This window comes from Sphingomonas sanxanigenens DSM 19645 = NX02, from assembly GCF_000512205.2.
GTDB lineage: Bacteria > Pseudomonadota > Alphaproteobacteria > Sphingomonadales > Sphingomonadaceae > Sphingomonas_D > Sphingomonas_D sanxanigenens.
On sequence record NZ_CP006644.1, the window covers coordinates 2,336,007 to 2,359,367 of the forward strand.

At 64.8% G+C, this 23,361-nt stretch carries 21 protein-coding genes and 1 riboswitch; of the genes, 8 read left to right on the forward strand and 13 right to left on the reverse strand.

Going from position 1 to position 23,361, the window contains the following annotated elements:
* Positions 1-45 precede the first annotated feature (45 nt).
* Both NX02_RS10750 and NX02_RS10755 read left to right on the forward strand, forming a co-directional pair.
* Positions 46-507: an Lrp/AsnC family transcriptional regulator gene (locus NX02_RS10750; protein ID WP_025292202.1), complete on the forward strand. Its 462-nt coding sequence runs from the start codon at positions 46-48 to the stop codon at positions 505-507.
* Between the two features lie 68 nt (positions 508-575).
* Positions 576-684: riboswitch (SAM-I-IV-variant riboswitch) on the forward strand.
* 46 nt (positions 685-730) lie between these two features.
* Entirely contained in the window at positions 731-1,813 is a 1,083-nt protein-coding gene (locus NX02_RS10755) for a threonine aldolase family protein (protein WP_025292203.1), read from the forward strand.
* On the opposite strand, the gene acuI is transcribed toward NX02_RS10755, so the two are convergent.
* On the reverse strand, positions 1,803-2,837 hold the full coding sequence (acuI, locus tag NX02_RS10760; protein WP_281178329.1) for an acrylyl-CoA reductase (NADPH): 1,035 nt from the start codon (positions 2,835-2,837) through the stop codon (positions 1,803-1,805). The two genes, NX02_RS10755 and acuI, sit on opposite strands and share 11 nt — an antisense overlap.
* Positions 2,838-3,123: 286 nt before the next feature.
* Here acuI and NX02_RS10765 point away from each other — a divergent pair, with 286 nt between their 5' ends.
* Both NX02_RS10765 and NX02_RS10770 read left to right on the forward strand, forming a co-directional pair.
* On the forward strand, positions 3,124-4,794 hold the full coding sequence (locus NX02_RS10765) for a long-chain-fatty-acid--CoA ligase (protein WP_025292205.1): 1,671 nt from the start codon (positions 3,124-3,126) through the stop codon (positions 4,792-4,794).
* Positions 4,795-4,895: 101 nt separating this feature from the next.
* A complete protein-coding gene (locus NX02_RS10770; protein WP_025292206.1) occupies positions 4,896-6,740 on the forward strand; it encodes a gamma-glutamyltransferase family protein in 1,845 nt (614 codons plus the stop codon).
* 7 nt (positions 6,741-6,747) lie between these two features.
* Here the strand turns inward: NX02_RS10770 and sigJ are convergent, their stop codons facing one another.
* The 4 genes from sigJ to tnpA all read right to left on the reverse strand — a co-directional run bounded on the left by sigJ (position 6,748) and on the right by tnpA (position 10,394).
* Positions 6,748-7,635: an RNA polymerase sigma factor SigJ gene (gene sigJ, locus NX02_RS10775; RefSeq protein WP_025292207.1), complete on the reverse strand. Its 888-nt coding sequence runs from the start codon at positions 7,633-7,635 to the stop codon at positions 6,748-6,750.
* 275 nt (positions 7,636-7,910) lie between these two features.
* A complete protein-coding gene (gene tnpC / locus NX02_RS10780) occupies positions 7,911-9,578 on the reverse strand; it encodes an IS66 family transposase (RefSeq protein WP_025292208.1) in 1,668 nt (555 codons plus the stop codon).
* 106 nt (positions 9,579-9,684) lie between these two features.
* On the reverse strand, positions 9,685-10,032 hold the full coding sequence (tnpB, locus tag NX02_RS31465; protein ID WP_084717705.1) for an IS66 family insertion sequence element accessory protein TnpB: 348 nt from the start codon (positions 10,030-10,032) through the stop codon (positions 9,685-9,687).
* Entirely contained in the window at positions 10,029-10,394 is a 366-nt protein-coding gene (gene tnpA / locus NX02_RS34075; protein ID WP_025292209.1) for an IS66-like element accessory protein TnpA, read from the reverse strand. The genes tnpB and tnpA overlap by 4 nt, the downstream gene beginning before the upstream one ends.
* 138 nt (positions 10,395-10,532) lie before the next feature.
* On the opposite strand from tnpA, the gene NX02_RS10790 reads away from it, so the two are divergent.
* Positions 10,533-10,988, forward strand: a complete 456-nt coding sequence (locus NX02_RS10790; RefSeq protein ID WP_025292210.1) for a carboxymuconolactone decarboxylase family protein — start codon at positions 10,533-10,535, stop codon at positions 10,986-10,988.
* A gap of 448 nt (positions 10,989-11,436) precedes the next feature.
* On the opposite strand, the gene NX02_RS10795 is transcribed toward NX02_RS10790, so the two are convergent.
* From NX02_RS10795 to NX02_RS10815, 5 genes are all read right to left on the reverse strand, one after another.
* Positions 11,437-11,925, reverse strand: coding sequence for a MarR family winged helix-turn-helix transcriptional regulator (locus tag NX02_RS10795; protein WP_025292211.1), 489 nt, complete (start codon positions 11,923-11,925; stop codon positions 11,437-11,439).
* Positions 11,926-11,999: 74 nt separating this feature from the next.
* The gene (locus NX02_RS10800; RefSeq protein WP_025292212.1) at positions 12,000-12,410 is read right to left on the reverse strand and encodes an acyl-CoA thioesterase; all 411 of its coding nucleotides are present in this window, start codon (positions 12,408-12,410) and stop codon (positions 12,000-12,002) included.
* A gap of 14 nt (positions 12,411-12,424) precedes the next feature.
* Complete coding sequence (locus NX02_RS10805; RefSeq protein ID WP_245648829.1) at positions 12,425-14,716, reverse strand: bifunctional salicylyl-CoA 5-hydroxylase/oxidoreductase; 2,292 nt, start codon at positions 14,714-14,716, stop codon at positions 12,425-12,427.
* 53 nt (positions 14,717-14,769) lie between these two features.
* Positions 14,770-15,681 carry a fumarylacetoacetate hydrolase family protein gene (locus NX02_RS10810; protein ID WP_025292213.1) on the reverse strand — a complete coding sequence of 304 codons (912 nt, stop codon included), beginning with the start codon at positions 15,679-15,681 and terminating at the stop codon, positions 14,770-14,772.
* A gap of 28 nt (positions 15,682-15,709) precedes the next feature.
* A complete protein-coding gene (locus NX02_RS10815) occupies positions 15,710-16,840 on the reverse strand; it encodes a cupin domain-containing protein (RefSeq protein ID WP_025292214.1) in 1,131 nt (376 codons plus the stop codon).
* Between the two features lie 125 nt (positions 16,841-16,965).
* Between NX02_RS10815 and NX02_RS10820 the strand changes: the two genes are divergently transcribed.
* From NX02_RS10820 to NX02_RS10830, 3 genes are all read left to right on the forward strand, one after another.
* Complete coding sequence (locus NX02_RS10820) at positions 16,966-17,895, forward strand: carbon-nitrogen hydrolase family protein (RefSeq protein WP_025292215.1); 930 nt, start codon at positions 16,966-16,968, stop codon at positions 17,893-17,895.
* 2 nt (positions 17,896-17,897) lie between these two features.
* A complete protein-coding gene (locus tag NX02_RS10825; RefSeq protein WP_025292216.1) occupies positions 17,898-18,521 on the forward strand; it encodes a flavin reductase family protein in 624 nt (207 codons plus the stop codon).
* Between the two features lie 212 nt (positions 18,522-18,733).
* The gene (locus tag NX02_RS10830; RefSeq protein ID WP_158013989.1) at positions 18,734-19,072 is read left to right on the forward strand and encodes a hypothetical protein; all 339 of its coding nucleotides are present in this window, start codon (positions 18,734-18,736) and stop codon (positions 19,070-19,072) included.
* A 1,621-nt stretch (positions 19,073-20,693) separates the two neighbouring features.
* On the opposite strand, the gene NX02_RS10840 is transcribed toward NX02_RS10830, so the two are convergent.
* From NX02_RS10840 to NX02_RS10850, 3 genes are all read right to left on the reverse strand, one after another.
* Positions 20,694-22,016 (reverse strand): IS701 family transposase, encoded by a 1,323-nt coding sequence (locus tag NX02_RS10840; RefSeq protein WP_025292219.1) that lies wholly within the window; start codon positions 22,014-22,016, stop codon positions 20,694-20,696.
* Positions 22,017-22,261: 245 nt separating this feature from the next.
* The gene (locus NX02_RS10845; RefSeq protein ID WP_025292220.1) at positions 22,262-22,642 is read right to left on the reverse strand and encodes a hypothetical protein; all 381 of its coding nucleotides are present in this window, start codon (positions 22,640-22,642) and stop codon (positions 22,262-22,264) included.
* 56 nt (positions 22,643-22,698) lie between these two features.
* The gene (locus NX02_RS10850; RefSeq protein WP_025292221.1) at positions 22,699-23,151 is read right to left on the reverse strand and encodes a MarR family winged helix-turn-helix transcriptional regulator; all 453 of its coding nucleotides are present in this window, start codon (positions 23,149-23,151) and stop codon (positions 22,699-22,701) included.
* Positions 23,152-23,361: the final 210 nt, after the last annotated feature.

Consider the following 23,361-nt stretch of genomic DNA (forward strand, 5'->3'; position numbering starts at 1 on the left):
TAATCGAGGATGAATATTTCCCTTATTGGCCGATGATCGATCAATATGACCGAACTGGACAGTTTCGAGCGGAAGATCCTCCGCGAGTTGCAGCGCGATGCCGGCCAGACCACCGCCGAGATCGCCGAGAAGGTGGGGCTCACCCCCTCCCCCTGCTGGCGCCGCATCGACCGGCTCGAACGCGAGGGCTTCATCCGCAAGCGCGTGGCCTTGATCGACCGGCGCAAGCTGGGTCTGAACGCGCATGTGCTGGCGCAGGTGAAGCTCAACGCGCATGGCCGCGCCAATCTCGACGAGTTCAGCGAGGCGATCCGAGCCTGTCCCGAGGTGCTGGAAGCCTATGTGCTGATGGGGCAGATGGATTTCATGCTGCGCATCGTCGCAAAGGACATCGACGCCTATGAGCGCTTCTTCTTCGACCGGCTGAGCAAGCTGCCCGGCGTGCAGGAAATCAATTCGACGGTGGCGCTTTCCGAGATCAAATCGACCACCGAACTCCCCCTTTAGACACCCCCGTCACCCCCTTCCCTCTCCCCATAGGGTGTTGATCTCGGCTCCGCGCCGGAGTAGCAGCGCCGCAACATCAAGAGTCGGGCCGACGCCCGGCACCAACCTGCTCCCGGGCAAGGTGGTGCCTCGTTTCAAACGAGGGATGTGGCCGGACCGGCAACAAACGGGTATCCAAGCCGCACGCGCGTCGACCTGGCTTCTGTGTGACAGGAGCTTTGGAATGACTGATCGACCGCAGCAGTTCGCCAGCGACAATTATGCCGGGATCTGCCCCGAGGCCTGGGCGGCGCTGGCGCGCGCCAACCAGGGTTCGCAACCGGCCTATGGCGAGGATATCTGGACGACGCGGGCGGCGGACGGATTGCGCAGCCTGTTCGGGGCCGACTGCGAGGTATTCTTCGTGTTCAACGGCACCGCCGCCAACTCACTCGCGCTCGCATCCCTGTGCCAATCCTATCACAGCGTGATCTGCGCCGCGGCGGCGCATGTCGAGACCGACGAATGCGGCGCGCCCGAATTCTTCTCCAACGGCTCGAAGCTGCTGGTGGCGCCTGCCCCCGACGGCAAGCTGACGCCGCAGGCGATCCGCGATCTGGCGACCAGCCGCTCGGACATCCATTTTCCCAAGCCGCGCGTGGTGACGATCACCCAGCCGACCGAGACGGGGCTGGTCTATTCGATCGAGGAGATCCGGGCGATCGCGACGGTGTGCCGGTCGCTGGGGCTCAAGCTGCACATGGACGGCGCCCGCTTCGCGCATGCCTGCGCCGCGCTCGGCTGCGAGCCCGCCGATATCACGTGGCGCGCGGGCGTGGACGTGCTGTGCTTCGGCGGCACCAAGAACGGCATGGGCGTTGGCGAGGCGGTGATCTATTTCGACACCGCGCTCGCCGAGGATTTCGCCTATCGCTGCAAGCAGGCGGGCCAGCTTGCCTCAAAAATGCGTTTTCTTTCAGCGCCCTGGATCGGGATGCTCGAAAGCGGTGCATGGCTGCGCAACGCGCTTCATGCCAATGCCTGCGCCCAAAAGCTGGCCGCGGCGGTTGCCGCGACCGAGGGCCTCGACCTGATCTTCGCGGTCGAGGCCAATGCGGTGTTCATCGCCGCGCCGGACGCGGTGCTTGACGGCCTGCGCGCGCGGGGGTGGCGCTTCTATACGTTCATCGGCGGCGGCGCCCGGTTCATGTTCGCCTGGGACGCCGATCCGGCGGTGATCGATGCGCTGACCGGCGACCTGCAGGATCTCGCGGCCGGCCAGAATCTGCCCGCTCCGGCCGCGAAGCTGGCAGCGGTCAGCGGTTGACGTCGACGACGTAGCGCCCGCGCATGGTGCCGGCCATCAGCCCGGCGGCGGCTTCGATCGCCTCCCCCAGCCCGATGTCGATCGCAATGCTTTCGAGCGCCGCGGCCGGCAGGTCCCGCGCGAGGCGGTGCCATGCCGCGAGCCGGGCGGATTGGGGGGCCATCACGCTGTCGACGCCCAGCAGCGCGACGCTGCGCAGGATGAAGGGCATGACGGTCGTGGGAAAATTGCTGCTCTCGGCAAGGCCGCAGGCGGCGACGGCGCCGCCATAGCGCGTCTGCGCGCAGGCGTTGGCGAGCGTGTTGCCGCCCAGCGTCTCGACCACCCCGGCCCAGCGTTCCTTTTGGAGCGGTTTGCCCGGCGCGGCCAGTTCGGCGCGGTCGAGCGTCACGGCAGCACCGAGGTTGCGGAGATAATCCGCTTCGGCCGGCTTGCCGGTGGCCGCGACCACCGAGAACCCCGCCTTGTGGAGCAAGGCGATGGCGACGCTGCCGACGCCGCCGGTCGCGCCCGTCACGAGGATCTCGCCCTGGTCGGGGGTGATGCCGGCGTTCGTCAGCGCCTCGACGCACAGCGCCGCTGTATAGCCGGCGGTGCCGATCGCCATCGCCTGACGCGGCGTGAATGCGTCGGGCAGCGGCACCAGCCAATCGCCGTTCAGCCGCGCCTTCTGGGCGAGCCCGCCCCAATGTGCCTCGCCGACGCCCCAGCCATTGAGCACGACCTTATCGCCCGCCTTCCACGCGGCGTGGTCCGACTGGAGGACCGTACCGGCAAGGTCGATGCCGGGGACCATCGGGAAGCTGCGGACGATCGGGAGCTTGCCGGTAATCGCCAGCGCATCCTTGAAGTTGATCGTCGAATAATGGGTTTCGATGAGCACGTCGCCCTCGGGCAGCGCCGCCTCGTCGAGCGTGGCCAGTGCCGCGCTCTGGCCGGCATCGTTCCTGGTGATCAAAATGCCCTGAAACATCGCTGCATCCTCGTCGTCGCCCGCCCCGACCGGTTCGCGATAGATGCGCATTCGCCGCCACCGTCAATCCCCATTCGAACGCGCGTTAGGGAGCCTTTGAACCCGTGCGCTCGGCAGGGATGCGGCAATAATCATCATTTCATTCGGTTTCCGAGCGGACAACGGCCCTCCCCCGCCGCGGATCACGCGTTATGATCATCAAATTCGAATCATCGGTATGCAAAGTACCGAGGGCGGAGAAGGATGTTCGCTTGAACCGTGACGCCATATCGGAGGGCGGCTGGGAGGACGGGCACCCGCGTGCCATAATCGCCGAAAACAGATCGAGGAGAGAGCCATGCCCCTGCGCTTCGCCGAGCCGGCGACGGACGCCTATCACTTTCCGCTGACCATCCGCCACCTGCTGGACGGCGTCGTCACGCGGTCAGGCGAACAGCAGATCCTCTATCGCGACGAGAGTAGCTACAGCTATCGCGCGTTCGTGCAGCGGCTGAGCCGGCTGGCGGACATGCTGGCCTCGGCCGGCGCCACGCCGGGCATGACGGTGGCGGTGATGGACTGGGACAGCCATCGCTATCTCGAAGCCTATTTCGCAATCCCGATGATGGGCGCGGTGCTGCAGACGGTGAACGTCCGGCTGCCGCCGCCGCAGATCGCCTATACGCTGCAGCATGCACGTGCCGAGATCCTCCTCGTCCACCGCGATTTCTTCCCGATCGTCGAGGCGATCCTGCCCGCCTTGCCCGATGTGAAGGCGGTGATCGCGATCCTCGACGGCGCCGATGCCGACCTGCCGCCCTGGGCGATCGGCGAGTATGAAACGCTCTCCGCCGCCGCGTCGCCCGACTATCCGTTCGAGGATTTCGACGAGAATGCGGTGGCGACGACCTTCTACACCACCGGCACCACCGGCAATCCCAAGGGGGTGTGCTTCACCCACCGCCAGCTCGTGCTGCACACGCTCGCCGCGGCCGGGCCGTTCGGCGCGTCGCGGGCCGCGCCATGCCTTGGTGTCGGCGACGTTTACATGCCCCTCACCCCGATGTTCCACGTCCATGCCTGGGGCGTGCCCTATGTCGCGACGATGCTGGGGTTGAAGCAGGTCTATCCCGGCCGCTACGAACCGGCGATGATCTGCCGGCTGCGCGCCGAGCATCAGGTCACCTACTCGCATTGTGTGCCGACGATCCTCGAAATGGTGCTGCAGGCGGCGCGCGAGACCGGCGCCGATCTTTCGGGCTGGCGGATGACCATCGGCGGCTCGGCACTGTCGAAGGCGTTGTGTGCAGCCGCGCGCAACGTCGGCATGGACGTGGGCGCCGGTTACGGCATGTCGGAGACGGCGCCGATGGTGCTGATGGCCGCCCGCCGCGACCCCGATCTGGCGGGAGATGAGGACGCGACCATCCACACGCTGACCGCGTCGGGCGTGCCGCTCTCGCTGGTCGAGGTTCGCATCGTCGACGATGCGATGCGCGATCTGCCGCATGACGGCGAGACGCGCGGCGAGCTGGTGATCCGCACGCCGTGGCTGACGCCCTGCTACACCGGCGACCGCGCGGCATCCGAGACGTTGTGGCGCGGCGGCTGGCTGCACACGCAGGATATCGCGACGATCGATCCCCAGGGGCAGGTCCGCATCCGCGACCGGCTGAAGGACGTGATCAAGACCGGCGGCGAATGGATCGACTCGATCCAGCTGGAAGAGTTGGTCGCGACCGCCGACGGCATCGCCGAGGCATCGGTGGTCGCCGTTCCCGACACGAAGTGGGGCGAGCGACCGCTGGCGGTGGTGGTGCCGAAACCGGGCGCCGTGCCGACGCTCGCGACGCTCAACCAGCCAGTCGACGCAGCGATCGCCGAAGGGGCGATCACCCGCTACGCCCGGCTCGAACGCTTCGAGATCGTCGACCAACTGCCGCGCACCAGCGTCGGCAAGATCGACAAGAAGCAGTTGCGCGCGCGGTTCGGCGAGGCCCCGCCGGAGCTGTGCCGGCAGGCGGGATGATGCTGCCGCCACGCTTCAGGCCTCGATCATTTTTTGGCTGCACGGCGGGCGCGGGCTGTTAGGACGGACATTCTGCCGCTGCGGGCAAAAGGAGTTCGACCATGCGCCGACGGACGTTCATCGCCACCTTGCCCGCGGTCGCGCTGGCGCCGGCTATGGCCAATGCGCAGCGCGCGAAGGATGCGGCGGCGGGCAGCGCAGCGCCCCCCGCCCCGGCCAAGGCCTGGCCCGCGGGCGAGGACAAATATCTCCGCCCCGACGTCCATGCCGGCGACCGTCCGGTCGGCGCGAGCTTCGCGTCGCGCACCGCCGCCTATGGGCTGAACGGCGCCGCCGGCACGGCGCACCCGCTGGCCACGCAGGCGGGCATCGACATCCTCAAGCGCGGCGGCTCCGCGGTGGACGCGGCAATCGCGATCAATGCCTGCCTCGGAGTGCTCGAACCGACCGCCAGCGGCATCGGCGGGGACGTCTATGCGATGATCTGGGATCCGGCGACGCGCAAGGTGGTGGGGCTCGCCGGCTCGGGCGCCAGCCCGAAGGGCCTGTCGCTGGAAACGGTGCGGAAGCGCGCGGTCAATGGCGCGCTGCCGCCGCTGGGCGCGATCACCGTTTCAGTGCCGGGCGCGGTCGACGGCTGGTGGACGATGCACAAGCGCTACGGCAAGCTGCCCTGGGCGCAACTGTTCGAGCCGGCGATCGCGCTCGCGGAGGCGGGCGCGCCGGTGCCGGACATGATCGCCTATTATATCCGCCGCAGCATGGCCTCGTTCGCGCGGCGCGGCAACGGCGTGGAGGAGACCGCCAACGCCATCGCCACCTGGGGCATGGCCGACGGCAAGGGCCCGAAGGCGGGCCAGGTGTTCCGCAACCCCGACCTCGCCCGCACCTATCGCGCGATCGCCGCGGGCGGCCGCGACGCCTTCTATGCCGGCGACATCGCGAGCCGCATCGACGCCTATTTCCGGCGGATCGGCGGTTGGCTGCGCAAGGAGGATCTGGCGGCGCACCGATCGGAATGGATCGAGCCGAGCCGCACCGACTATCGCGGCACCACCGTCCATGCGCTGGGCGCGAACACGCAGGGCATCGCGACCTTGCAGATGCTCAACATCCTCGAGCGTTTCGACCTTGCCGGCGCCGGCTTCCAGTCACCGCTGTCGATCCACCTGCAGGCGGAGGCGAAGCGCCTCGCCTATGAGGATCGTGCGCGCTTCTACGCCGATCCCCATTTCTCGAAGGTTCCGGTGGAGTGGCTGATCTCCAAGGATTATGCCGCCGAGCGCGCGAAGCTGATCCGGCCCGACCGCATCCTGACCCCGGTCTATCCCGGGCAGGCACCGAGCCGCGGCGATACCACCTATTTCTCCTGCGCCGACGCCAGCGGCATGATGGTGTCGATGATCCAGTCCAACTTCCGCGGCATGGGATCGGGGCTGGTCGCCGACGGGCTCGGCTTCATGTTCCAGGATCGCGGCCAGTTGTTCAGCCTGAAGGACGGCCACCCCAACATCTATGCGCCGGGCAAGCGGCCGTTCCAGACCATCATTCCGGGCTTCGCCACCCGCGGCGACGACCCGTGGATGAGCTTCGGCGTGATGGGCGGCGACATGCAGCCGCAGGGGCAGGCGCAGATCATCGTCAACCGCGTCGATTACGGGCTCGAGATCCAGTCCGCGGGCGACGCGCCGCGCTGGCACCATGAGGGGTCGTCGCAGTCGATGGGCGAGGACGCGCCGGACCTCGCCGCTACCGGGCTGCTGCGCCTCGAAAGCGGCGTGCCGGCCGAGACGCGCAAGCGCCTCGCCGCGATCGGCTGGACGATCGGCGAACCAGACGGCGGGTTCGGCCGCTACCAATGCGTCGAGCATCGCATGGACGGGCCGACGCGCGTCTATGCCGCGGCCAGCGAGATGCGCGCCGATGGGTGCGCGCTTGCCTATTAGGGGCGGCTCACCCCTGCGGCGCTCGATCTCGCTCGGATGCGAGATGCAAGAGCTTGTCGGGGTTTTTGACGATGTAGATCGCGGCGATCCTGCCATCGCGTATGTCCAGCGCCGTCGTCTGCAAGACGCCGGCTCGATCGACGCTGATATAGCCGGGCAAGCCATCGATCAGCACGTTCCGCAGCAAGGTCGGCGGAAGCGCATTCTTGCGTCGGAGACCGGCGAACAATCGCAGCGCGCGCTCAATGCCACGCACCACGTTACGCAAGGCAAGCACCTTGCCCCCGCCATCGGTATGGATTTCGACATCCTGCGCTAGTAGCGTGGAGAGTTGCGCAATGTCGCCATCGTGCGCGGCGGCGAAGAAGGCGCGAGCCATCCGGTCCGCTTCGGCGATGTCAACGGTGAAGCGCGGCCGCGCAGCCTGGATATGCTTTCGAGCACGAGAGGCAAGCTGGCGGACAGCGGCAGGTTCTCGGCCCAGCGTAACGGCGACCTCGCCCAATGCAATGTCGAACACATCGTGAAGGAGAAACGCTGCCCGCTCGAGCGGGGACAGGCGCTCCATAGCGAGCATCAGAGTGACTGTGATATCGTCCGCGACGATCTCGTTGGGTTCGGCAGAACCCAGCAGTGGATCGGGCAGCCAAGGACCGACATATGTTTCGCGTCGCGCGCACACCGATTTTTGCCGGTCGAGGCAAAGGCGGGTGACAATGCGGGTCAGATAGGTGGTAGGGAAGTCTATCCCCACTTCGACCCGTTCCCAGCGTAACCACGCATCCTGCACGACGTCCTCGGCATCGCTGAGCGAGCCAAGCATCCGGTAGGCGAGGCGCAGCAATCGCCTGCGCTCCGCCTGGAAATCGGCGGTGCGCTGATCCTTCCCGCCCATGGGTAGCCTCGCGGTTTGGTCGCTCACGCTCGCTGACACCGATGCCTCCCCTATGGCCATCCGCATAGACGACATTGCCCGGTGGGATGTGACACGGATTCGTCGTTCCGGAGATATTTTTCCGGGCGTGTCACACGCGCCCCTCCTGTCTCGTCAGGTCGACGAGCGTCGTACGCATCCGATAGCGGCCGCCTTGCGATAGGGGAGCAGTCGCGCGAGTTAGCGGCAGTGCAAGCACCGTAGTTTGCACTGCCGCTAGCGACGGCACGGTTGGGTTAGGCGGCTATTTTGGCCGGGTCGCTGTTCTGGAGGGTTTTCCAGGTCCAGGGCAAGAGTTCGTGCAGCCGGTTCTGGGGGATGTCGGCGATGCGAGCGAGGACATCGGTGAGCCATGCGAGCGGATCGACGTCGTTGAGCCGACAGGTGCCGATCAGGCTGAACAGCATTGCGGCGCGTTCTCCACCCCGGTCTGATCCCACGAACCCCCAGCTCTTCCTTCCGCGAGCTACGCTGCGCAACGGCCGCTCCGCAGCATTGTTCGTAAGACAGATGCGACCATCTTCCAGGAAGGTGGTGAAGCCTTCCCAGTCATTGAGGAAGTAGGCGATGGCCTCGGCCACGGGATCTTTCCGGGAAAGGGTCTTTCGCTGGGTATCGAACCAGGCCTTGAGCTGATCGACTAACGGGGCGACCTTTTCCTTGCGAACGCGTAGGCGTTCATCGGCGCTCTCGCCGTTGATATTCCGCTCGGCGGCGAAGATCTGGTCGATCATCTCCAGCCCCTCCCGCGCGAGTGGGGAGATGAGCGGCACTTTCCCCTTCTTCTTGCCCTTCAGCTGGCTGGCCACATCGACCAGTACGAACAGCTTTCGTCTGCCGTGCTGCCAGCAATTTGCGCGGGTCATGGCCTTATCTGCCCACCCTTCCTTGAACATCTCGTTGAAGCCGGCATAGCGGTCGACCTGGAGGATTCCGGTATAGCCGGCCAGATGCGCGCGGGGATGTTCGCCCTTTCGGTTTCGGGAGTAACGGCACATCAGCGCCGGGGGTGCCGCCCCACCAAAGGGGGTGTCATCGCGCACATAATCCCAGATGCGAGCGACCTCGGCCTTATATTTGGCGAGGCGAGGAACAGTGGTGTCGTCGGCGTGGAGGCGCTCGGCGGCCAGCACATGGGCATCGTTCAGCAGGGAGATCGGTTTGAGGGCGGCGCAGACGGCGCCGACCTGATCGGCAAGCGTCGAGATGCTCAGGGGGATGCCCTCCGCCTCCAGGCGGTCGCGCTGGCTGTTAAGCGGCTGATGCAGTCCATATTTCTGGAAGACGAGATCGGCCAGGAAGTGCGGGCCGAACATGCCCCGGGGCGTCACGTGGAAGGGCGCTGGGGTCTGGCGGATCTTTTCACAATGCCGGCAGGAGACTTTCTCACGCACCGTCTCGATAACCTTGTGGCGCGCGGGCACCTTCTCCAGGGTTTCAGTGATGTCGGGCGGTAAATGGCTCAGCGCGTCCGAGCCGCAGCAGGGACATTGCTCGGGTGCGGGGATCACCCGCTTCTCGCGCTCCACATGAGCCGGGAAGTCGCGGCGGGGTCCCCGCTGACGGGTGAAGGGACCAACGGTGGTTGTTTTGGCCGCGGCTTGCGCGGCGATGCTTTCGGCTTCACTGGCATCAGCCTCGAGTTCTTCGAAGCCCAGTTCGAGCTGGTCGATGAGCCGACTTGCCCGCTCCGATTTCGCGCCATATTTGTCGCGGCGCATGAGCGCGTTCATCAGTTCAAGATGAGCGTTACGAGCAAGAAGGTCGGCGTTGATGGCCTCCACACGGGCGGCTTTTGCCTCCGCTTCGAGCGCCTTGGTCTGAGCTGCCTGGACCAGCTGACGCGTCGCCACGAGCTCGGCTTGGAGCTGCAAAAGCTCAAGAGAGGCATCGGCCGAGGGCATGGTCGCCCATAGCAAAAAATGCCCAAAAACCCTAGGCATTTCTCAGTTTTTGATGGATTTTCAACGCTCTATTCGCCCCTCTGGGGCGCCGTAATCATGTTCAGTGTCAACCAACCTGGCTGGGCCGCCATGTTCGCTGCGGGTTGCGCCAATCTATCCCCTCGAGCAGACAGGCCAGCGCCGAGGGGGTAAGCGCGATCGCTCCGTCCTTGGCCGAGGGCCAGATAAAATGTCCACGTGCGAGACGCTTTGAATACAACGATACGCCCAGCGCATCGCTCCACAGAATCTTCACCAGATCGCCGCGACGTCCGCGAAAGACAAATAAATCCCCATCATGGAAGCGTCGCCCCAGATGCTGTTCCACCTGGCGGGCTAAAGTAGCCATGCCGCGACGCATGTCGGTATGACCGGCCGCTATCCAAATCTTTACATCCGCAGAAACGGGGATCATCGCAAGCTCCCCAGGATCGCGCGGACAAGTTCGGGCCGCGCCTCAGCGCCGAACCGGATTACCGCTCCCCGCGTCTCAATCTCCGCTGCAACGCGCAGGCCCTGCCTCTCGCTCGGCACGTCAGCGGAGGCATCAGTCTGCATCACCACCGGCACAAAGTTCGTCCCGGTTTCCGACGGATAACCCCCTCGCGTCCGATCCCGCCGCCACCGGTGGATCAGGCTCGGATGTACGTCCGCCGCCCGCGCAATATCCGCTACAATCGCCCCGGGCGCACAGGCCGCCAACACCAGCGCTTCTTTCTGCTCCGCCGTCCACGCACGCCGGCGCTCCGGCCCCGAAATAACCGTTATCCGATCCATCACACCCTCGTTAGCTCCAGTGCAAACTACGACGTTTGCACTGGAGCTAACTCCGACGCCGATCACATCAGAACAAGGCGGTCCCTATCGGATGCGTACCGAGCGTCGCACCCCGGCGCCGAAACGAAGGACACCATCATGAGCGAGAGCAAGCGGTTGATCTGGCACGAAGTCGCGCCGCAGGGTGCAAAGGCGCTGTTCGGCCTGCATCACTATGTCGTCACCGGCACGAACCTGCCGGCGGAACTGATCCACCTGATCTTTCTGCGGGTTTCGCAAATCAATGGCTGCGCCCATTGCATCGACCTGCACACGCGCGACCTGCTGAAGACCATGGCGATCGACAAGGTTGCGCTGGTGCCGGTCTGGGCCGAGGTGCCGCACCTGTTCCCCGAGCAATATCGCGCCGCGCTGGCTTGGGCCGAAGAGGTGACGCTGGTGAGCGAAACGCATGCGTCCGACACAGCCTATGCGGCTGCGGCCGCGGCGTTCGAGCCGAAGGATCTGGTCGATCTCACCATCGCGATTGCCGCGATGAACGCGTTCAACCGGCTCGGCGCGCCGTTTCGCCTGCCCGTCAAGGCGCAAGCTTGACCCATAGCCGGCAGCTGCGCTGGTGACAGGCTGAGCGTAGCGAAGCTTCTTGTTCTTCGGGCATCACATCTGTGGATGCGTCGGCGCTGAACAACGCTCGCTTCGCTCGCGCCGTCATCCAACCTTCTCTCGCCAATTGCGCTATCGGATTCATGCATCTCGAATGGATTGAGAGGGGCTGCCGCCGCTTTACGCGAAGCGCAAAGGCTCGGAGGGCGCTCGGTCGGGCTTGTTCAGAGCGAAGCTGTCATACGTTAACGCTTGGCGCGACTGCCCCTCTCCCTGGTCCGCTACGCGGACCTGTCCCTCTCCCCACAGGGGCGAGGAACAAAAAGCGGCCGCGAGCGAGATGTGCGTGAATGCTGTAGCGACAAGTGCGGGAGAAGGCAGCGCGGTGCATCGTTGAAATATCGCGACTTCTCACATTCTTGGTGACCGGCGGCAGCCCCTATTCCTTCGGCTCGTTCACGTCGCCACCCAGCGATTCCTTGAGGATCGCGAGCAGGCCGTAGAGTTCGAGTTGCTGCGCGCGGGTCATGCCCTCGAACATCGCCTTGATCCAGCGATGGTGCGCCGTGGCGAGTTCGGTGAAGTGGGTGCGGCCCTTCTCGGTCATCGCGACGATCGACGAGCGGCGGTCGCCCGGTGCGGCGCGCGATTCGATCAGGCCCTGTCCTTCGAGCTGGCGGACCAGCGCGGTGACATTGCCGTTGGAGACGAGCAGCGCGCGCGACAATTCGCCCATGCTGATGCCTTCCGGCGCGCGTTCCAGCGCCGCCAGCACGTCGAAGCGCGGCAGGGTCGTTTCATATTGCTCGGCGAAACGGCGGCGCAGCCGCTTCTCGATGATCGTCGAGCAGCTCAGCAGCCGCAGCCACACCCGGATGTCCGAGCGCCAGACAAGCGCCCCGTCATGCTTCTCGCGCACATCGAGCATTGCCACCCTACTCCTACTCACACAGCGCGAAGACGCGTGCTTGAAGCCTTAAAGGCTCCCGCACGGTGCGCAAGTCAGGCGGCGAGCGTGGCGGTGACCGCGGGGCGCATATCGTCGGGCCAGGGGATCGACTTGCCCGCGGCCAGATCCATGCAGACGAGGACGACGCGGATCGACAACCGCGGCGCGCCGGCGCAGGTGACGGCGACGTTGAGCGTGGCCGAACTGCCGCCGACCTTCTCCACCTCGATCGCGAAGTCGAGCAGGTCGCCCAGCCGGCTGGCGGCATGAAAATCTACCGACAGGTTGACGGTGGGCACGCCGATCCTGCGATCGAGGTGCATGGTGGCGAAGTCGACGCCGATCTGTTCGCCGAACATGTCTTCGACCGCGGCATTCAGCATCTCGAAATAGCGCGGGTAGAAGACGATCCCGGCCGGATCGACATGCGCGAAGCGGACGACGGTCTGCGTGTGAAAGGTCATGAGGCCGATCTTGATCAGGAGCGCGGAGCGGTGCGCGCCAGTTGCGCGAAGCCGAGGGCGTAGGCGGCCGGGGCCGAGGGAGCGCGGCCGGCAAGCGCGGCCATGCGGTTGGTCCAGGCCGGATCGGCGAGGTGCGGGCGGCCGAGCGCCACCAGATCCGCGCGGCCCGCCGCGAGGATCGAGTTGACATGATCGGCCTCGTAGATGTTACCGACCGCGACCGTTGCGCAGCCCGTTTCGTTGCGGATCTGGTCCGAGAACGGCGTCTGGTACATCCGGCCATAGACCGGGCGCGCATCGACCGAGGTCTCGCCCGAGGAAACGTCGACGAGATCGACGCCGATGGTGCGGAACGCCGCGGCGATCGCGACGGCATCGTCGGGCGAAATGCCCTCCGCGCCTTTCCAGTCGTTCGCCGAGATGCGCACCGCAAGCGGCTTCTCTTTCGGCCATGCCGCGCGCACCGCCCTGGCGACTTCGAGCGGGAAGCGCAGCCGGCCGCCGAGATCGCCGCCATAATCGTCGGTGCGGGCGTTCATCAGCGGGGTGATGAAGCTGGAGAGCAGGAAGCCGTGGCCGGCCTGCAGTTCCACCATGTCGAAGCCGGCGCGATCGGCGTTGCGGGTGGCGGCGACGAAATCGGCGATCACCGCATCCATGTCCGCGCGGCTCATCGCCGCGGGAACGCGGCCATCGGCGGCATAGGGCGCGGCGCTGGCGGCGAGCAAGGGCCAGGCGGCATCGTCGGCGAGCGGCCGATCGGGGTGCTGCGCATCCGCCACGGTCGCGCCGCGCGGCCCGGCATGGCCGATCTGCACGGCGATGCGCGCATCCGAACTGGCGTGGACGAAATCGGTCACCCGGCGCCAGCCGGCAACATGCGCCTCGTCATACAGGCCGGGGCAGCGATCGGTTATCCGGCCCGCGGCGCCGACCGCGACCATCTCGGTCACCACCAGCCCCGCCCCGCCGAGCGCGCGCGCGCCATAGTGGACGAGGTGGAAGTCGCTCGGGGTGCCGTCCCCACCCGCGGCATAGGTGAGCACCGGAGAGACCATCACCCGGTTGGCGAGATCCATGCCGCGCAGCCGGAACGGCGCGAACATCGGCGGCAGCGGCTCGTTGCAGCCGACGCGCTCGGCGAACCAGCTTTCGATATGGCTCAGCCATTTCGGATCGCGCTTGCGCAGATTCTCATGGCTGACGCGCTGGCTGCGGGTGAGCAGCGAGTAGGCGAATTGCGGCAGGTCGAAGTCGATATAGCGATCGAGCGTCTCGAACCATTCGGTCGAGTTGCGCGCCGCGTTCTGGATCTTCATCACCTCGGTGTGGCGCTCGCGCTGATATTCGGCGAGCGCGGCGGGCAGGTCGGCGCGGGCGAGGTTCCCACGGCTCATCACCTCGGCGAGCTTGATCGCATCCTCCAGCGCCAGCTTGGTGCCCGAGCCGATCGAGAAATGCGCGGTGTGCGCGGCGTCGCCCAGCAGCACGACATTGTCGAAAGACCATTGGTGGCAGACGACGCGGCGGAAATTGATCCACGCCGCCGAGCCGCGCAGGTGCGCCGAATTGGAAAGCAAAGGATGGCCATCGAGGTGGCGCGCGAAGATGCGCTCGCAGGCGGCGATCACCTCGGCCTGTTCCATCGTGTCGAACCCCAGCCCGCGCCAGGTTTCTTCGGAGCTTTCGATGATGAAGGTCGAATGGGTGTCGTCGAAGCGATAGGCGTGCGCCCACAGCCAGCCCGCCCCGGTCTTCTCGAAGATGAAGGCGAAAGCGTCGAATTTCTGGGTGGTGCCCAGCCAGGTGAACTTGTTCTTGCGCACCTCGATATCGACATCGAGCCGGTCGGCGTTGACGGTGCGGATCTGGCTGTTGATGCCGTCCGCCGCGACGATCAGGTCGTAGTCGGCATAGGCCGAGAGATCGGCCGAGAATTCGCTTTCGAAGCGCAGATCGACGCCCAGTTCGCGGGCACGATCCTGCAATATGCCGAGCAGCCGCTTGCGGGCGATGCCGATGAAGCCGTGGCCGGACGAACATTCGCTGGCGCCGTCGACGCGCACCTCGATATCGTCCCAATGCGCGAAGCTCGCCGCGATCGTTTCCGCGCTGACGGCATCGTTGGCGCGCAGATTCTCGAGCGTCGTGTCCGAAAACACCACGCCCCAGCCGAAGGTGTCGCCCGCGCGATTGCGTTCGATCACCGTGATCTCGTGCGCGGGGTTCCGCAGCTTCATCGAGATCGCGAAATAGAGACCCGCCGGGCCTCCACCGAGGCAGACCACCTTCATGCGCTTACCCAACTTTCTTCATGGCCGGGCCGCACATGCGCGGCCCGGCCGAGGTCGTGCGATACTCAGGCCGGAACGACCGGCACGCGCAGCTGGCCGATGCCCTCGACCGTGGCGACGATCATGTCGCCCGCGCCCAGCCACTCCTGCGGGGTGCGGCCGGCGCCGACGCCCTCGGGGGTGCCGGTGGCGATGATGTCGCCCGGTTCGAGGCTGATGCCCTGCGACAGGTCGGCGATCAGCTCGTCGACCTTGAACAGCATGTGGCTGGTGTTCGAGCGCTGCTTCTCGACGCCGTTGACGGTCAGCCACAGGTCCAGCGTCTGCGGATCGGGGATCTCGTCGGCGGTGACGATGCACGGGCCCATCGGCGCGTAGCTGTCCTGCCCCTTAGAATAGATCCACTGGCCGGCGCGGCGGCAATCGCGCGCGCTCATGTCGACGATCAGCGAGTAACCGAACACGTGCGAGAGCGCATTCTCGCGGGTCACCGCCTTGGCGCCCGAACCGATGATCGCGGCGAGTTCGACTTCCCAGTCGAGCTGCCTGGTGATGTTGGCGTTGAGGCGCACCGGATCGTTGGGCCCGATCACCGTCGTCGGCGGCTTGGAGAAGATCACCGGCTGCTTGGGCAGATCCGGCGACGTATCCAGCGCCGCGGCGGATTCGGCGACATGATCGATATAGTTCAGGCCGATGCCGAAGATGTTCTTGCGCGGGCGCGGGATCGGCGCCAGCAAGGTGACGCTGGTCAGCGGCACGGCGACGCCGATCGGCCAGGCCTTGGCGGCATCCGCGAGCATCGCGGTGACTGCGGGGATCGCGGTCGGCCCCAGATCGATGAAGTCGAGCATGCGGTGCGGCAGCTCCACGCCGGCGGCGCGGCCGAGCAAGGCGATGTCGGCGACGAGGCCGTCGACGATGGCGCCGAGCCGCGCTTCGGATTCGATCGAACGACGATAGGTGACAAGACGCATGCTGTGACTTTCCGTTTCTTGGATGATGTCAGGCGAGGATCGGCTGGTGGCCGCCATTTTCGGCGAGCGCTTCCTGCCGGTAGAGGTTGAGCGAACGCATCACCGGCAGGTCGTGGAACGAGAACAGGCAGGCATCCTCGCTGTCCGAGAGGTTCACATGTTCGTGGAACATCCAGGAGGGCACGCAGAAGATATCGCGTTCCTGCCAGTCGAAACGCTGGCCGTTGATGATCGAATAGCCACGGCCCTTGCAGCACTGGTAGAGGAAGCTGCCGACCTCGCGGTGCGCCTTCGTATGTTCGCCGGGGCGCAGCATCTGGATCGAGGCGCCCATCGTCGTCATCACCGGGCCGCCGGTGCTGGGATCGACATAATCCATGTGGATGCCGTCGAACGGCGAGCCTTCGCTGACCTTGGCTGCGCGCAGCAGCGCCTCGTAGGTCGGCGCCCATTCATATTTGAACAGCGGCGAGTAGCGCTTGGACCAGTTTTCGCCGGCCGGACGCAGGCCGGGATTGCCCCAGCGCATCGTCGTGTCGTCGACCGGGAAGGTCACCGCCTGCTGCAGATCCGGATGGACCTCGTAGAAATTGGCTTCGAGCGCGTTCATCAGCGGGATGTCCAGCCCGTCCTGCCAGATGCAGGTCGTGCCTTCCTCCCCCACGCCATGTTCGTGCCAGGTGCCGTTTGGCGTCAGCACGAAATCATTGGCGTTGAGCGGCATCTTGTGGCCGTCGACATTGGTGAAGGCGCCCTCCCCCTCCATGATGAAGCGGATGGCGGAGGCCGAGTGGCGATGGCTGGAGGCCACTTCGCCCGGGTTCATCACCTGCAGCCCCGAATAGAGCCAGCCGACCGCGGCGGCGGCATCGTCCCCCCGCCCCGGATTGTTGAGATAGACGACGCGGCGGCCGGCCTTCTCCGGCGTCACCAGATCGAGCGCGCGCAGCACGTGCGGACGCAGATCCCGATAGCGCCACAGCACCGGCACCGAGCGCGACTCGGGCTGCCAGGGTTCGATCCTGTTCGCCACCGTCCACAGCGCGCCGGCGTGGAAGCGTTCGAGATCCCCGTAGAAGTCGACAAGCGCCTCGGTATCCGCGACATTCGCGCGGCCGATGACGTCTTCGCGATACTGATCGTGCCTGCCGGTTGCCATGTGTCGGCCCTCCAATTGTTATAGGCTTAAAATTTCCTGTTGCGTCCTGTCAACCGTCCTCCGAAAAGAGGCTGTCCCTTGAACACAGCCTAGGGCAATTCGTGATCCAGATCCGTGGAGGTCAGATGAGCAAGTTCCGGGCAGCCGTCGTGCAAGCGGCTTCGATTCCCTTCGACACGCCGGCGGCGGCGGCCAAGGTTGCCGGCCTCGTGCGCGAGGCGGCGGCCGGGGGCGCGCAGCTGGCGGTGTTTCCCGAGGCGATGCTGGGCGGCTATCCCAAGGGCTGCTCGTTCGGCACGCCGGTGGGGATGCGCAAGCCAGAGGGGCGCGACATGTTCTCGCGCTATCATTCCGCCGCGATCGATCTCGACGGGCCGGAAGTGGCGCTGCTCACTGATGCCGCGCGCGAGACCGGGCTGTTCTTCGTGATCGGCGTGATCGAGCGCGACGGCGCCACGCTCTATTGCACCGCCCTGTTCTTCGATGGCGCCAAGGGGCTGATCGGCAAGCATCGCAAGCTGATGCCGACCGGCGCCGAGCGGCTGATCTGGGGCTTCGGCGACGGTTCGACCTTGCCGGTGTTCGAGACCGGCATGGGCAAGGTGGGCGCGGTGATCTGCTGGGAGAATTACATGCCGGCGCTGCGCCTGGCGATGTATTCGCAGGGCATCACCCTCTATTGCGCGCCGACCGCCGACGATCGCGACGGCTGGGTCGCCTCGATGCGCCACATCGCGCTGGAGGGCCGGTGCTTCGTGCTGTCGAGCTGCCAGCACATCACCCGCGGCGCCTACCCCGCCGACTATGAATGCGCGCTGGGCGACGATCCGGAAACGGTGCTGATGCGCGGCGGCAGCCTGATCGCGGGGCCGCTGGGCGACCTGCTCGCGGGGCCGGACTATGGCGGCGAGACCATCCTCTACGCCGATCTGGAGACCGACGAGGTGATCCGCGGCCGCTATGATTTCGACGCGAGCGGCCATTATTCGCGGCCGGACGTGTTCCGGCTGGAGGTCGACACGCGCCCGCGCACCGCGACCAACTGGATCGGCTGACCATGCGCTTCGACATGGACAAGCTGGCGGGGGCCGAGCGCTACAAGCTGCTCGCCTCCTCGGTCACGCCGCGGCCGATCGCCTGGGTGACCAGCCTCGATCCGGACGGCCGGCTGAACACCGCGCCCTACAGCTTCTTCAACGTGATGGGCCACACCCCGCCGACGGTGGTGCTTGGCTTCCTCGTTCGCGAGACCGGCGAGCCCAAGGATACGCCTGCCAACATCCTGGCGGGCGGCGAGTTCGTGGTGAACCTGGTTTCCGAGGCCGATGCTGCGGCGATGAACGCGACTTGCATCGACGCGCCGCCGGGGTGGGACGAAGCCAGCTATGCCGGGCTCGACCTGATCCCCAGCGACCATGTCGCCCCGCCCCGTATCGCCTCCGCCCCCGTCAGCATGGAATGCCGGCTGCTGCAGGCGGTGCATCCGGGCCCGCAGCAGATCATCGTGATCGGCGAGGTGGTGACGATGCACGTCGCCGACCATCTCGTGCTCGACGCCGACCGCTGCCACCTCGACACGCCGGCGATGGGGCTGGTCGGCCGCGTGCATGGTGCGGGCTGGTATGCGCGGACGACGGACCTGTTCCAGTTGGAACGGCCGCGGTTTGCGGATGTGAAGTAGCGGGGCGGCTGGTTGGGCTGGAGTTTGGCTGGGGCGCCCTTTCGGAGGCTTCCGGCCAGGGCGCTATCAGGGTGCAGCGTCTGCTTGGCGTTGCCGGCGGGCCGGCGGGGATGACCGCGATTGGCGCTAAGCGGACACGGGGGCGGGAGAAGTGCTCTTGGCCGCTTGCGCGCTCGATTGCAGAGATTCTGAATATTTGACAGACTGGCGCCATGGATACGTCGACCATCCTTGATGAACGTGTAGGTGCTGGTCTCATGCCCGTTCGGTGCGGCGGGATCACCTTGTATCCGGCCAACGAGCTGAATGTGATATTCGATTGGGCGGAGCGCAATAGCCGATCGCTGGAATGGGTCGAGGGTGCATTCTTCGACCCGAAGGAGGATCGGGGGCAGCTGAGCGTCAGCTATATATGCGAATGCGGATCAGATTACGCCGCCTTCAAAGCTCAATGCTTGAGCTTGGTGCCAGAGATTGAGGCCGAAGCTGCCACTATCGGCTTGGCTGCCTATTTTGAGATCGGCATATCGGCATCGCCCAGCAGCTGCTAACCAACGTTTCATAGCCATGATCCTGCCGCCGACCTTTGTGCGACGAGGACGATCAGACCGGCCGCTTTCGGGCGTGGCTGGATCGGCGATGGTTGAGGGATTCTGGCGCAATCCGGACATTGAGTCGCCTCCATTTCCGCCGGCCGCTCCCGCCCAAAGTCGGTCGTTCGGCGATCAAGCTCTTGGTGCTGAAAGCTGCTATTGACTTCGCCATCTCAACGATGGACTACATCGAGTTTCGGGAGTTTCGGGGACACAATGCAAAATTGCAGGGATCGGAGCCCGCAGAGCTATCTGGTCTGAGTTTGGTATTGTGTCCCCGAAAGCCTCCGGCCTTGCAGCAGCCCTTCATGAGCAATATTATCCCATTTCTATCGTATTCCAGCCGGACATGTGGGATTAATCGACCCTACGCAGGGAAATATTGCGCTTATTCATTATTTAATATCGCCGCCATTTTCCGAGACTTTGCGAGGAATTTCAACTCACATCCATTAAGGCGATACTTAAAAGCAAGAGGCTGATATACATTCGCACGATGGAGCTTCTCTGACCAATTTTCCCCATAAACAATTGAAACTAAGGCATCTTGACTACGGCCTGCATACTCTATTAATCTTGCGGCCCATAAGTTTTCAACTTGCTCAGTTGGAATCATTCGATTGAAAATATCGACATGGCTTCTCATTTGAGCACAAACTCAGTGGACTGATCCCATGCCGCATTGTTCGGTTGTCGGTGCCGCTTGGTACGTTGATGAGGCTCATCGCCAGAGCCGGTATTTTTCAACTTAACAATTGACTCATCGAGCAAGTCCATCCGGATATGGCGACCATCCAAGCATTCTCAGCCCATCTGAGCGCATATCGCAACCGACGACCATGAAGTTTCGGGCGGCCGGGGGACACGAGTTTCGGCGACACAATGCAAAATAGCAGGGATCGGAACCCGCAATGCTATCTGGTCTGAGTTTGGCATTGTGTCCCCGAAAGCCCAGTTGTAACGGGCGCGGTTTGCGGATGTGAAGTAGCGTGCCGTCTGGTGGGGCGGGGTTTGGGTGGAGGTTTCTTTCGGAGGCTTCCAGCCCGTGCGCTATCAGGGTGCTGCGTCCGGTTTGGCGTTGTCGGCGGGCAGGCGGCGAGGACCGAGATTGGCGCGAAGCGGACGAACCCTTTTCAAGGTACCGCTTGAGGTCGGTACCCACAGAAATTCATTCTTCGCCGAAGATATGCGGTTCAATTGTCATCGTCGCGCCTGTCCTCGTCGCGCCCCTAAGCCTATCTTTGGCGCATGCGGCATGGGCATAGATGCTCTGCGACGGATCGTCGTCTGTCCTAGTGCCATCGGCCCAGCGCCATAAGCCCTCAACAACGATGATCACCGCGCCGGCGTCAATGCGCTCGATGGTCTGTGCGCAGAACCAGCATGCATATCCAGTCATGGCAACGACACTGGCACATCAACCGGATATCAGCAACGTGTGCTGAATGGTGGTCTGAGTTTGGTATCCCTACTGCGTCATAAACATCGAATATTGGATTGAGACGCGAGGCAGCAGGGACATCGAGCTAGGCGCCTGACGATGGCGGCGGCGAGGTGGATGCGGATGGTGGCGATGGAGTCATGGACATGGCGCTGCGGCCGAACGGGGAGCGCCGCGCGGGATATAGGCTTTGGGAATGGGAGGTTTTTGGCGGGATAGCGGATGGTGGAGGGCTGAGGGGGGAATCGTCTCCATTTGGGAGATGAGGAATCCGTAGGCGGCGATGCATAGGGTGACATGGTGGTGGAAGCCGCGCCATCCGCGGCCTTCATAGTGGCCGAGGCCGCATTGCTGCTTGAGATCGAGATAGTCGCGCTCGATGCGCCAGCGCAGCTTTGTGAGGCGGACGAGTTCGGTCGTGGCGATGTCGGCTGGCAGGGTGGAGAGCCAGAAGCGGGCGGGTTCGGGGTCGCCTTGTGGCCATTCGATCATGAGCCATAGCTCGGGGGAAGGATTGGCGCGCAGGCCATCGCCATTGGCACAGCATAGCCGCAGGAAAGCGAAGCGTCCGCCGAGCGGTTCGCTCGATCCCTGGCGGCAGGTCACGGTCTGCCACGCGCTGTCGGGCAACTCGAGCGCGAGCGCCTTGACCTGAACCGGTTGATGAGCGTGCTTGGGCAGCTTCTGCTCACCAGGCCGAGGGCCACGGCGGTGCGTTCTGGAGCGTGGCGGCGGCGCCTCGCCGGGGCGCCAGACATTGGTGATGGGGCGGATCGCGACCGCGTAGGCTAAGCCCAGATCGGTCACGCCCTGGCGGAAATCGGCGGCGCCGCCATAGCCGGCATCGGCCAGCACGACGCCTGGCGGCAAGCCTTGCGCGATCGCCGCCGCGAGCTGATCGAGCGCGATCCCGGTCTTGGACCGGAAGGGGATATCCTCGGGCACCCTGGCCTTGCGCCGCCGCTCGGCGTCGTTCGCCCAGGCCTCCGGCAGGAACAGCCGGTGCGCAACCGGCAGGCTCGCCGTCTCGGTCGCCAACGACAGGCTGACCATCACCTGGCAGTTCTCGGTCTTGCCGAGTTGTCCGCAATATTGCCGCGCCACGCCGACCGAATGCTTGCCCTTCTTGGGAAAGCCCGTGTCGTCGATGATCCAGGCCTCGACCAGGCCGTCGCGCTCCACCACCGGCAGAACCTGCTCGCGGACACACGCCATCAGCGCCTCGTCCGACCAGCCTCCCTGACCCACGAAATGCAGCAGCGACTGGTGTTTCGCCGATACCCGGTCAGGCCGAACCACCGCCGCCAGCGGCTCCACGCTCTTGCGCTCCACGGGAAGCAGCAGTCCCGTGCAATAATCCCTCAACGGTTCGGCTCGGTCCGCATGCCCGATCACTTTCACAAGACGATCGACATAAGCGTCAAAACGCGCTTCAATCTCCTCCGTCCAGCGACCCTCCATCCCGACCCTCCAGCTCAGTTTGAATCACCGAGCCTATCACATCTGCGCCGGTACCGAATCCCCCCTTCTTCTGACTCAGTAGGGGTATTATGTCCCCGAAAGTCCCAGTAGGGATAGAAAATAGCAGGGGTCGCAGCGCGCAACGCTATCTGGTCTGAGTTTCGTATTGTGTCTCCGAAAGCCCCGAAAGCCGCCGAAAGCCGTTGCTGGACTACTTGAACCGTCAATTGCTTCGAACACGGGCACTATAGGGCGCGTCGCAGGGTCAAAACTCGCCCATATTGTTCACTGCTGGTTTCCTCGAAGCCTTGCGTCCGCAGAAAGCGTTGAAGCCGCGGGTTCGGGTCGGCGCATGTCAGCGCATGTACATTCCAACATATGCCCGGGTATCCGCGTTCCTTGGCATAACCCGCAACAAGCTTCCACAGCGAGACCAAAACGCCCTCGCCACCGCCATCGATGTGCGCCAGATTGACGATCAGATCGTCGCCCAGCTTGTTGAACTCCGCAAGGACCGTGGCGGTCCCCATGCGGAACGTGATCGGCCTGCCAAATGCCAACAATGCTTCCAGGTCTTCTGTCGGAAGCGCTTTCAATGCGTCGAAGGATACGCCTTCAATTTCCATGATTGCCCTACCCCTGCGCGAAGGCCGCGTTCTGTCGCGATTTCAAGTCAGGGACGTTACCGCAGCCCTTCCAAATTCTCGTCCAGCCTTCCCAGCAGCGCCAGCAACTTCTCGAAATCCCGTGCCGAGAAGCCGTCGATGATCCGGGCATAGACCGGCGCGGTCGCTTCCCGCGCCTCGGCGAGCTTGCTCTCGCCCAGGTCGAGCAGCGACACCTCGGTCACCCGCGCATCCTCCGCGCTCGCTGACGAGGCGACCAGGCCGGCGGCGGCCATGCGCTGGATGATGCGGGTCATCGTCGAGAGCGGGATCACCGCCGCCTCGGCGATCTCGCGGACGCCGCGCGGCGCCTGTTCGCCGAGGATCATCAGCACGCGCCAGCTCGGAATGTCGAGGTCGATCGCGCGCAGCCGCGCGTCGATGATGGCGTTGTAGCGGCCGACCAGCCGGTTCAGCCGGTAGAACGGATATTTGTCCACCTGGAACGCCGGGGTTCCGGGATCACCCAAGATGCGACTATCCAACCGATCCTCCGCTTTGGCGCCCTCAGAGCGATTTCGAGCCAGATGAATTCATCTGGCGGCTCGGAAATCGCGGCCGAACAAAATCCTTGTGCGGTTGATCTGATGCAATCCGATCAACCGCTCAAGCCAATCGGCGGGCATGTTAAAAGCCATGCCCGAAATTGGTTGCACATGCACGCTTTATCAGGCAGCTTT

What these genes read in the sequence shown, in the direction of transcription:
- NX02_RS10750 (WP_025292202.1), top strand. Translation starts at nt 46, where the DNA reads ATGACCGAACTGGACAGTTTCGAGCGGAAGATCCTCCGCGAGTTGCAG.
- NX02_RS10755 (WP_025292203.1), top strand. Translation starts at nt 731, where the DNA reads ATGACTGATCGACCGCAGCAGTTCGCCAGCGACAATTATGCCGGGATC.
- acuI (WP_281178329.1), bottom strand. Translation starts at nt 2,837, where the DNA reads ATGCGCATCTATCGCGAACCGGTCGGGGCGGGCGACGACGAGGATGCA.
- NX02_RS10765 (WP_025292205.1), top strand. Translation starts at nt 3,124, where the DNA reads ATGCCCCTGCGCTTCGCCGAGCCGGCGACGGACGCCTATCACTTTCCG.
- NX02_RS10770 (WP_025292206.1), top strand. Translation starts at nt 4,896, where the DNA reads ATGCGCCGACGGACGTTCATCGCCACCTTGCCCGCGGTCGCGCTGGCG.
- sigJ (WP_025292207.1), bottom strand. Translation starts at nt 7,635, where the DNA reads ATGGGCGGGAAGGATCAGCGCACCGCCGATTTCCAGGCGGAGCGCAGG.
- tnpC (WP_025292208.1), bottom strand. Translation starts at nt 9,578, where the DNA reads ATGCCCTCGGCCGATGCCTCTCTTGAGCTTTTGCAGCTCCAAGCCGAG.
- tnpB (WP_084717705.1), bottom strand. Translation starts at nt 10,032, where the DNA reads ATGATCCCCGTTTCTGCGGATGTAAAGATTTGGATAGCGGCCGGTCAT.
- tnpA (WP_025292209.1), bottom strand. Translation starts at nt 10,394, where the DNA reads ATGGATCGGATAACGGTTATTTCGGGGCCGGAGCGCCGGCGTGCGTGG.
- NX02_RS10790 (WP_025292210.1), top strand. Translation starts at nt 10,533, where the DNA reads ATGAGCGAGAGCAAGCGGTTGATCTGGCACGAAGTCGCGCCGCAGGGT.
- NX02_RS10795 (WP_025292211.1), bottom strand. Translation starts at nt 11,925, where the DNA reads ATGCTCGATGTGCGCGAGAAGCATGACGGGGCGCTTGTCTGGCGCTCG.
- NX02_RS10800 (WP_025292212.1), bottom strand. Translation starts at nt 12,410, where the DNA reads ATGACCTTTCACACGCAGACCGTCGTCCGCTTCGCGCATGTCGATCCG.
- NX02_RS10810 (WP_025292213.1), bottom strand. Translation starts at nt 15,681, where the DNA reads ATGCGTCTTGTCACCTATCGTCGTTCGATCGAATCCGAAGCGCGGCTC.
- NX02_RS10815 (WP_025292214.1), bottom strand. Translation starts at nt 16,840, where the DNA reads ATGGCAACCGGCAGGCACGATCAGTATCGCGAAGACGTCATCGGCCGC.
- NX02_RS10820 (WP_025292215.1), top strand. Translation starts at nt 16,966, where the DNA reads ATGAGCAAGTTCCGGGCAGCCGTCGTGCAAGCGGCTTCGATTCCCTTC.
- NX02_RS10825 (WP_025292216.1), top strand. Translation starts at nt 17,898, where the DNA reads ATGCGCTTCGACATGGACAAGCTGGCGGGGGCCGAGCGCTACAAGCTG.
- NX02_RS10830 (WP_158013989.1), top strand. Translation starts at nt 18,734, where the DNA reads ATGGATACGTCGACCATCCTTGATGAACGTGTAGGTGCTGGTCTCATG.
- NX02_RS10840 (WP_025292219.1), bottom strand. Translation starts at nt 22,016, where the DNA reads ATGGAGGGTCGCTGGACGGAGGAGATTGAAGCGCGTTTTGACGCTTAT.
- NX02_RS10845 (WP_025292220.1), bottom strand. Translation starts at nt 22,642, where the DNA reads ATGGAAATTGAAGGCGTATCCTTCGACGCATTGAAAGCGCTTCCGACA.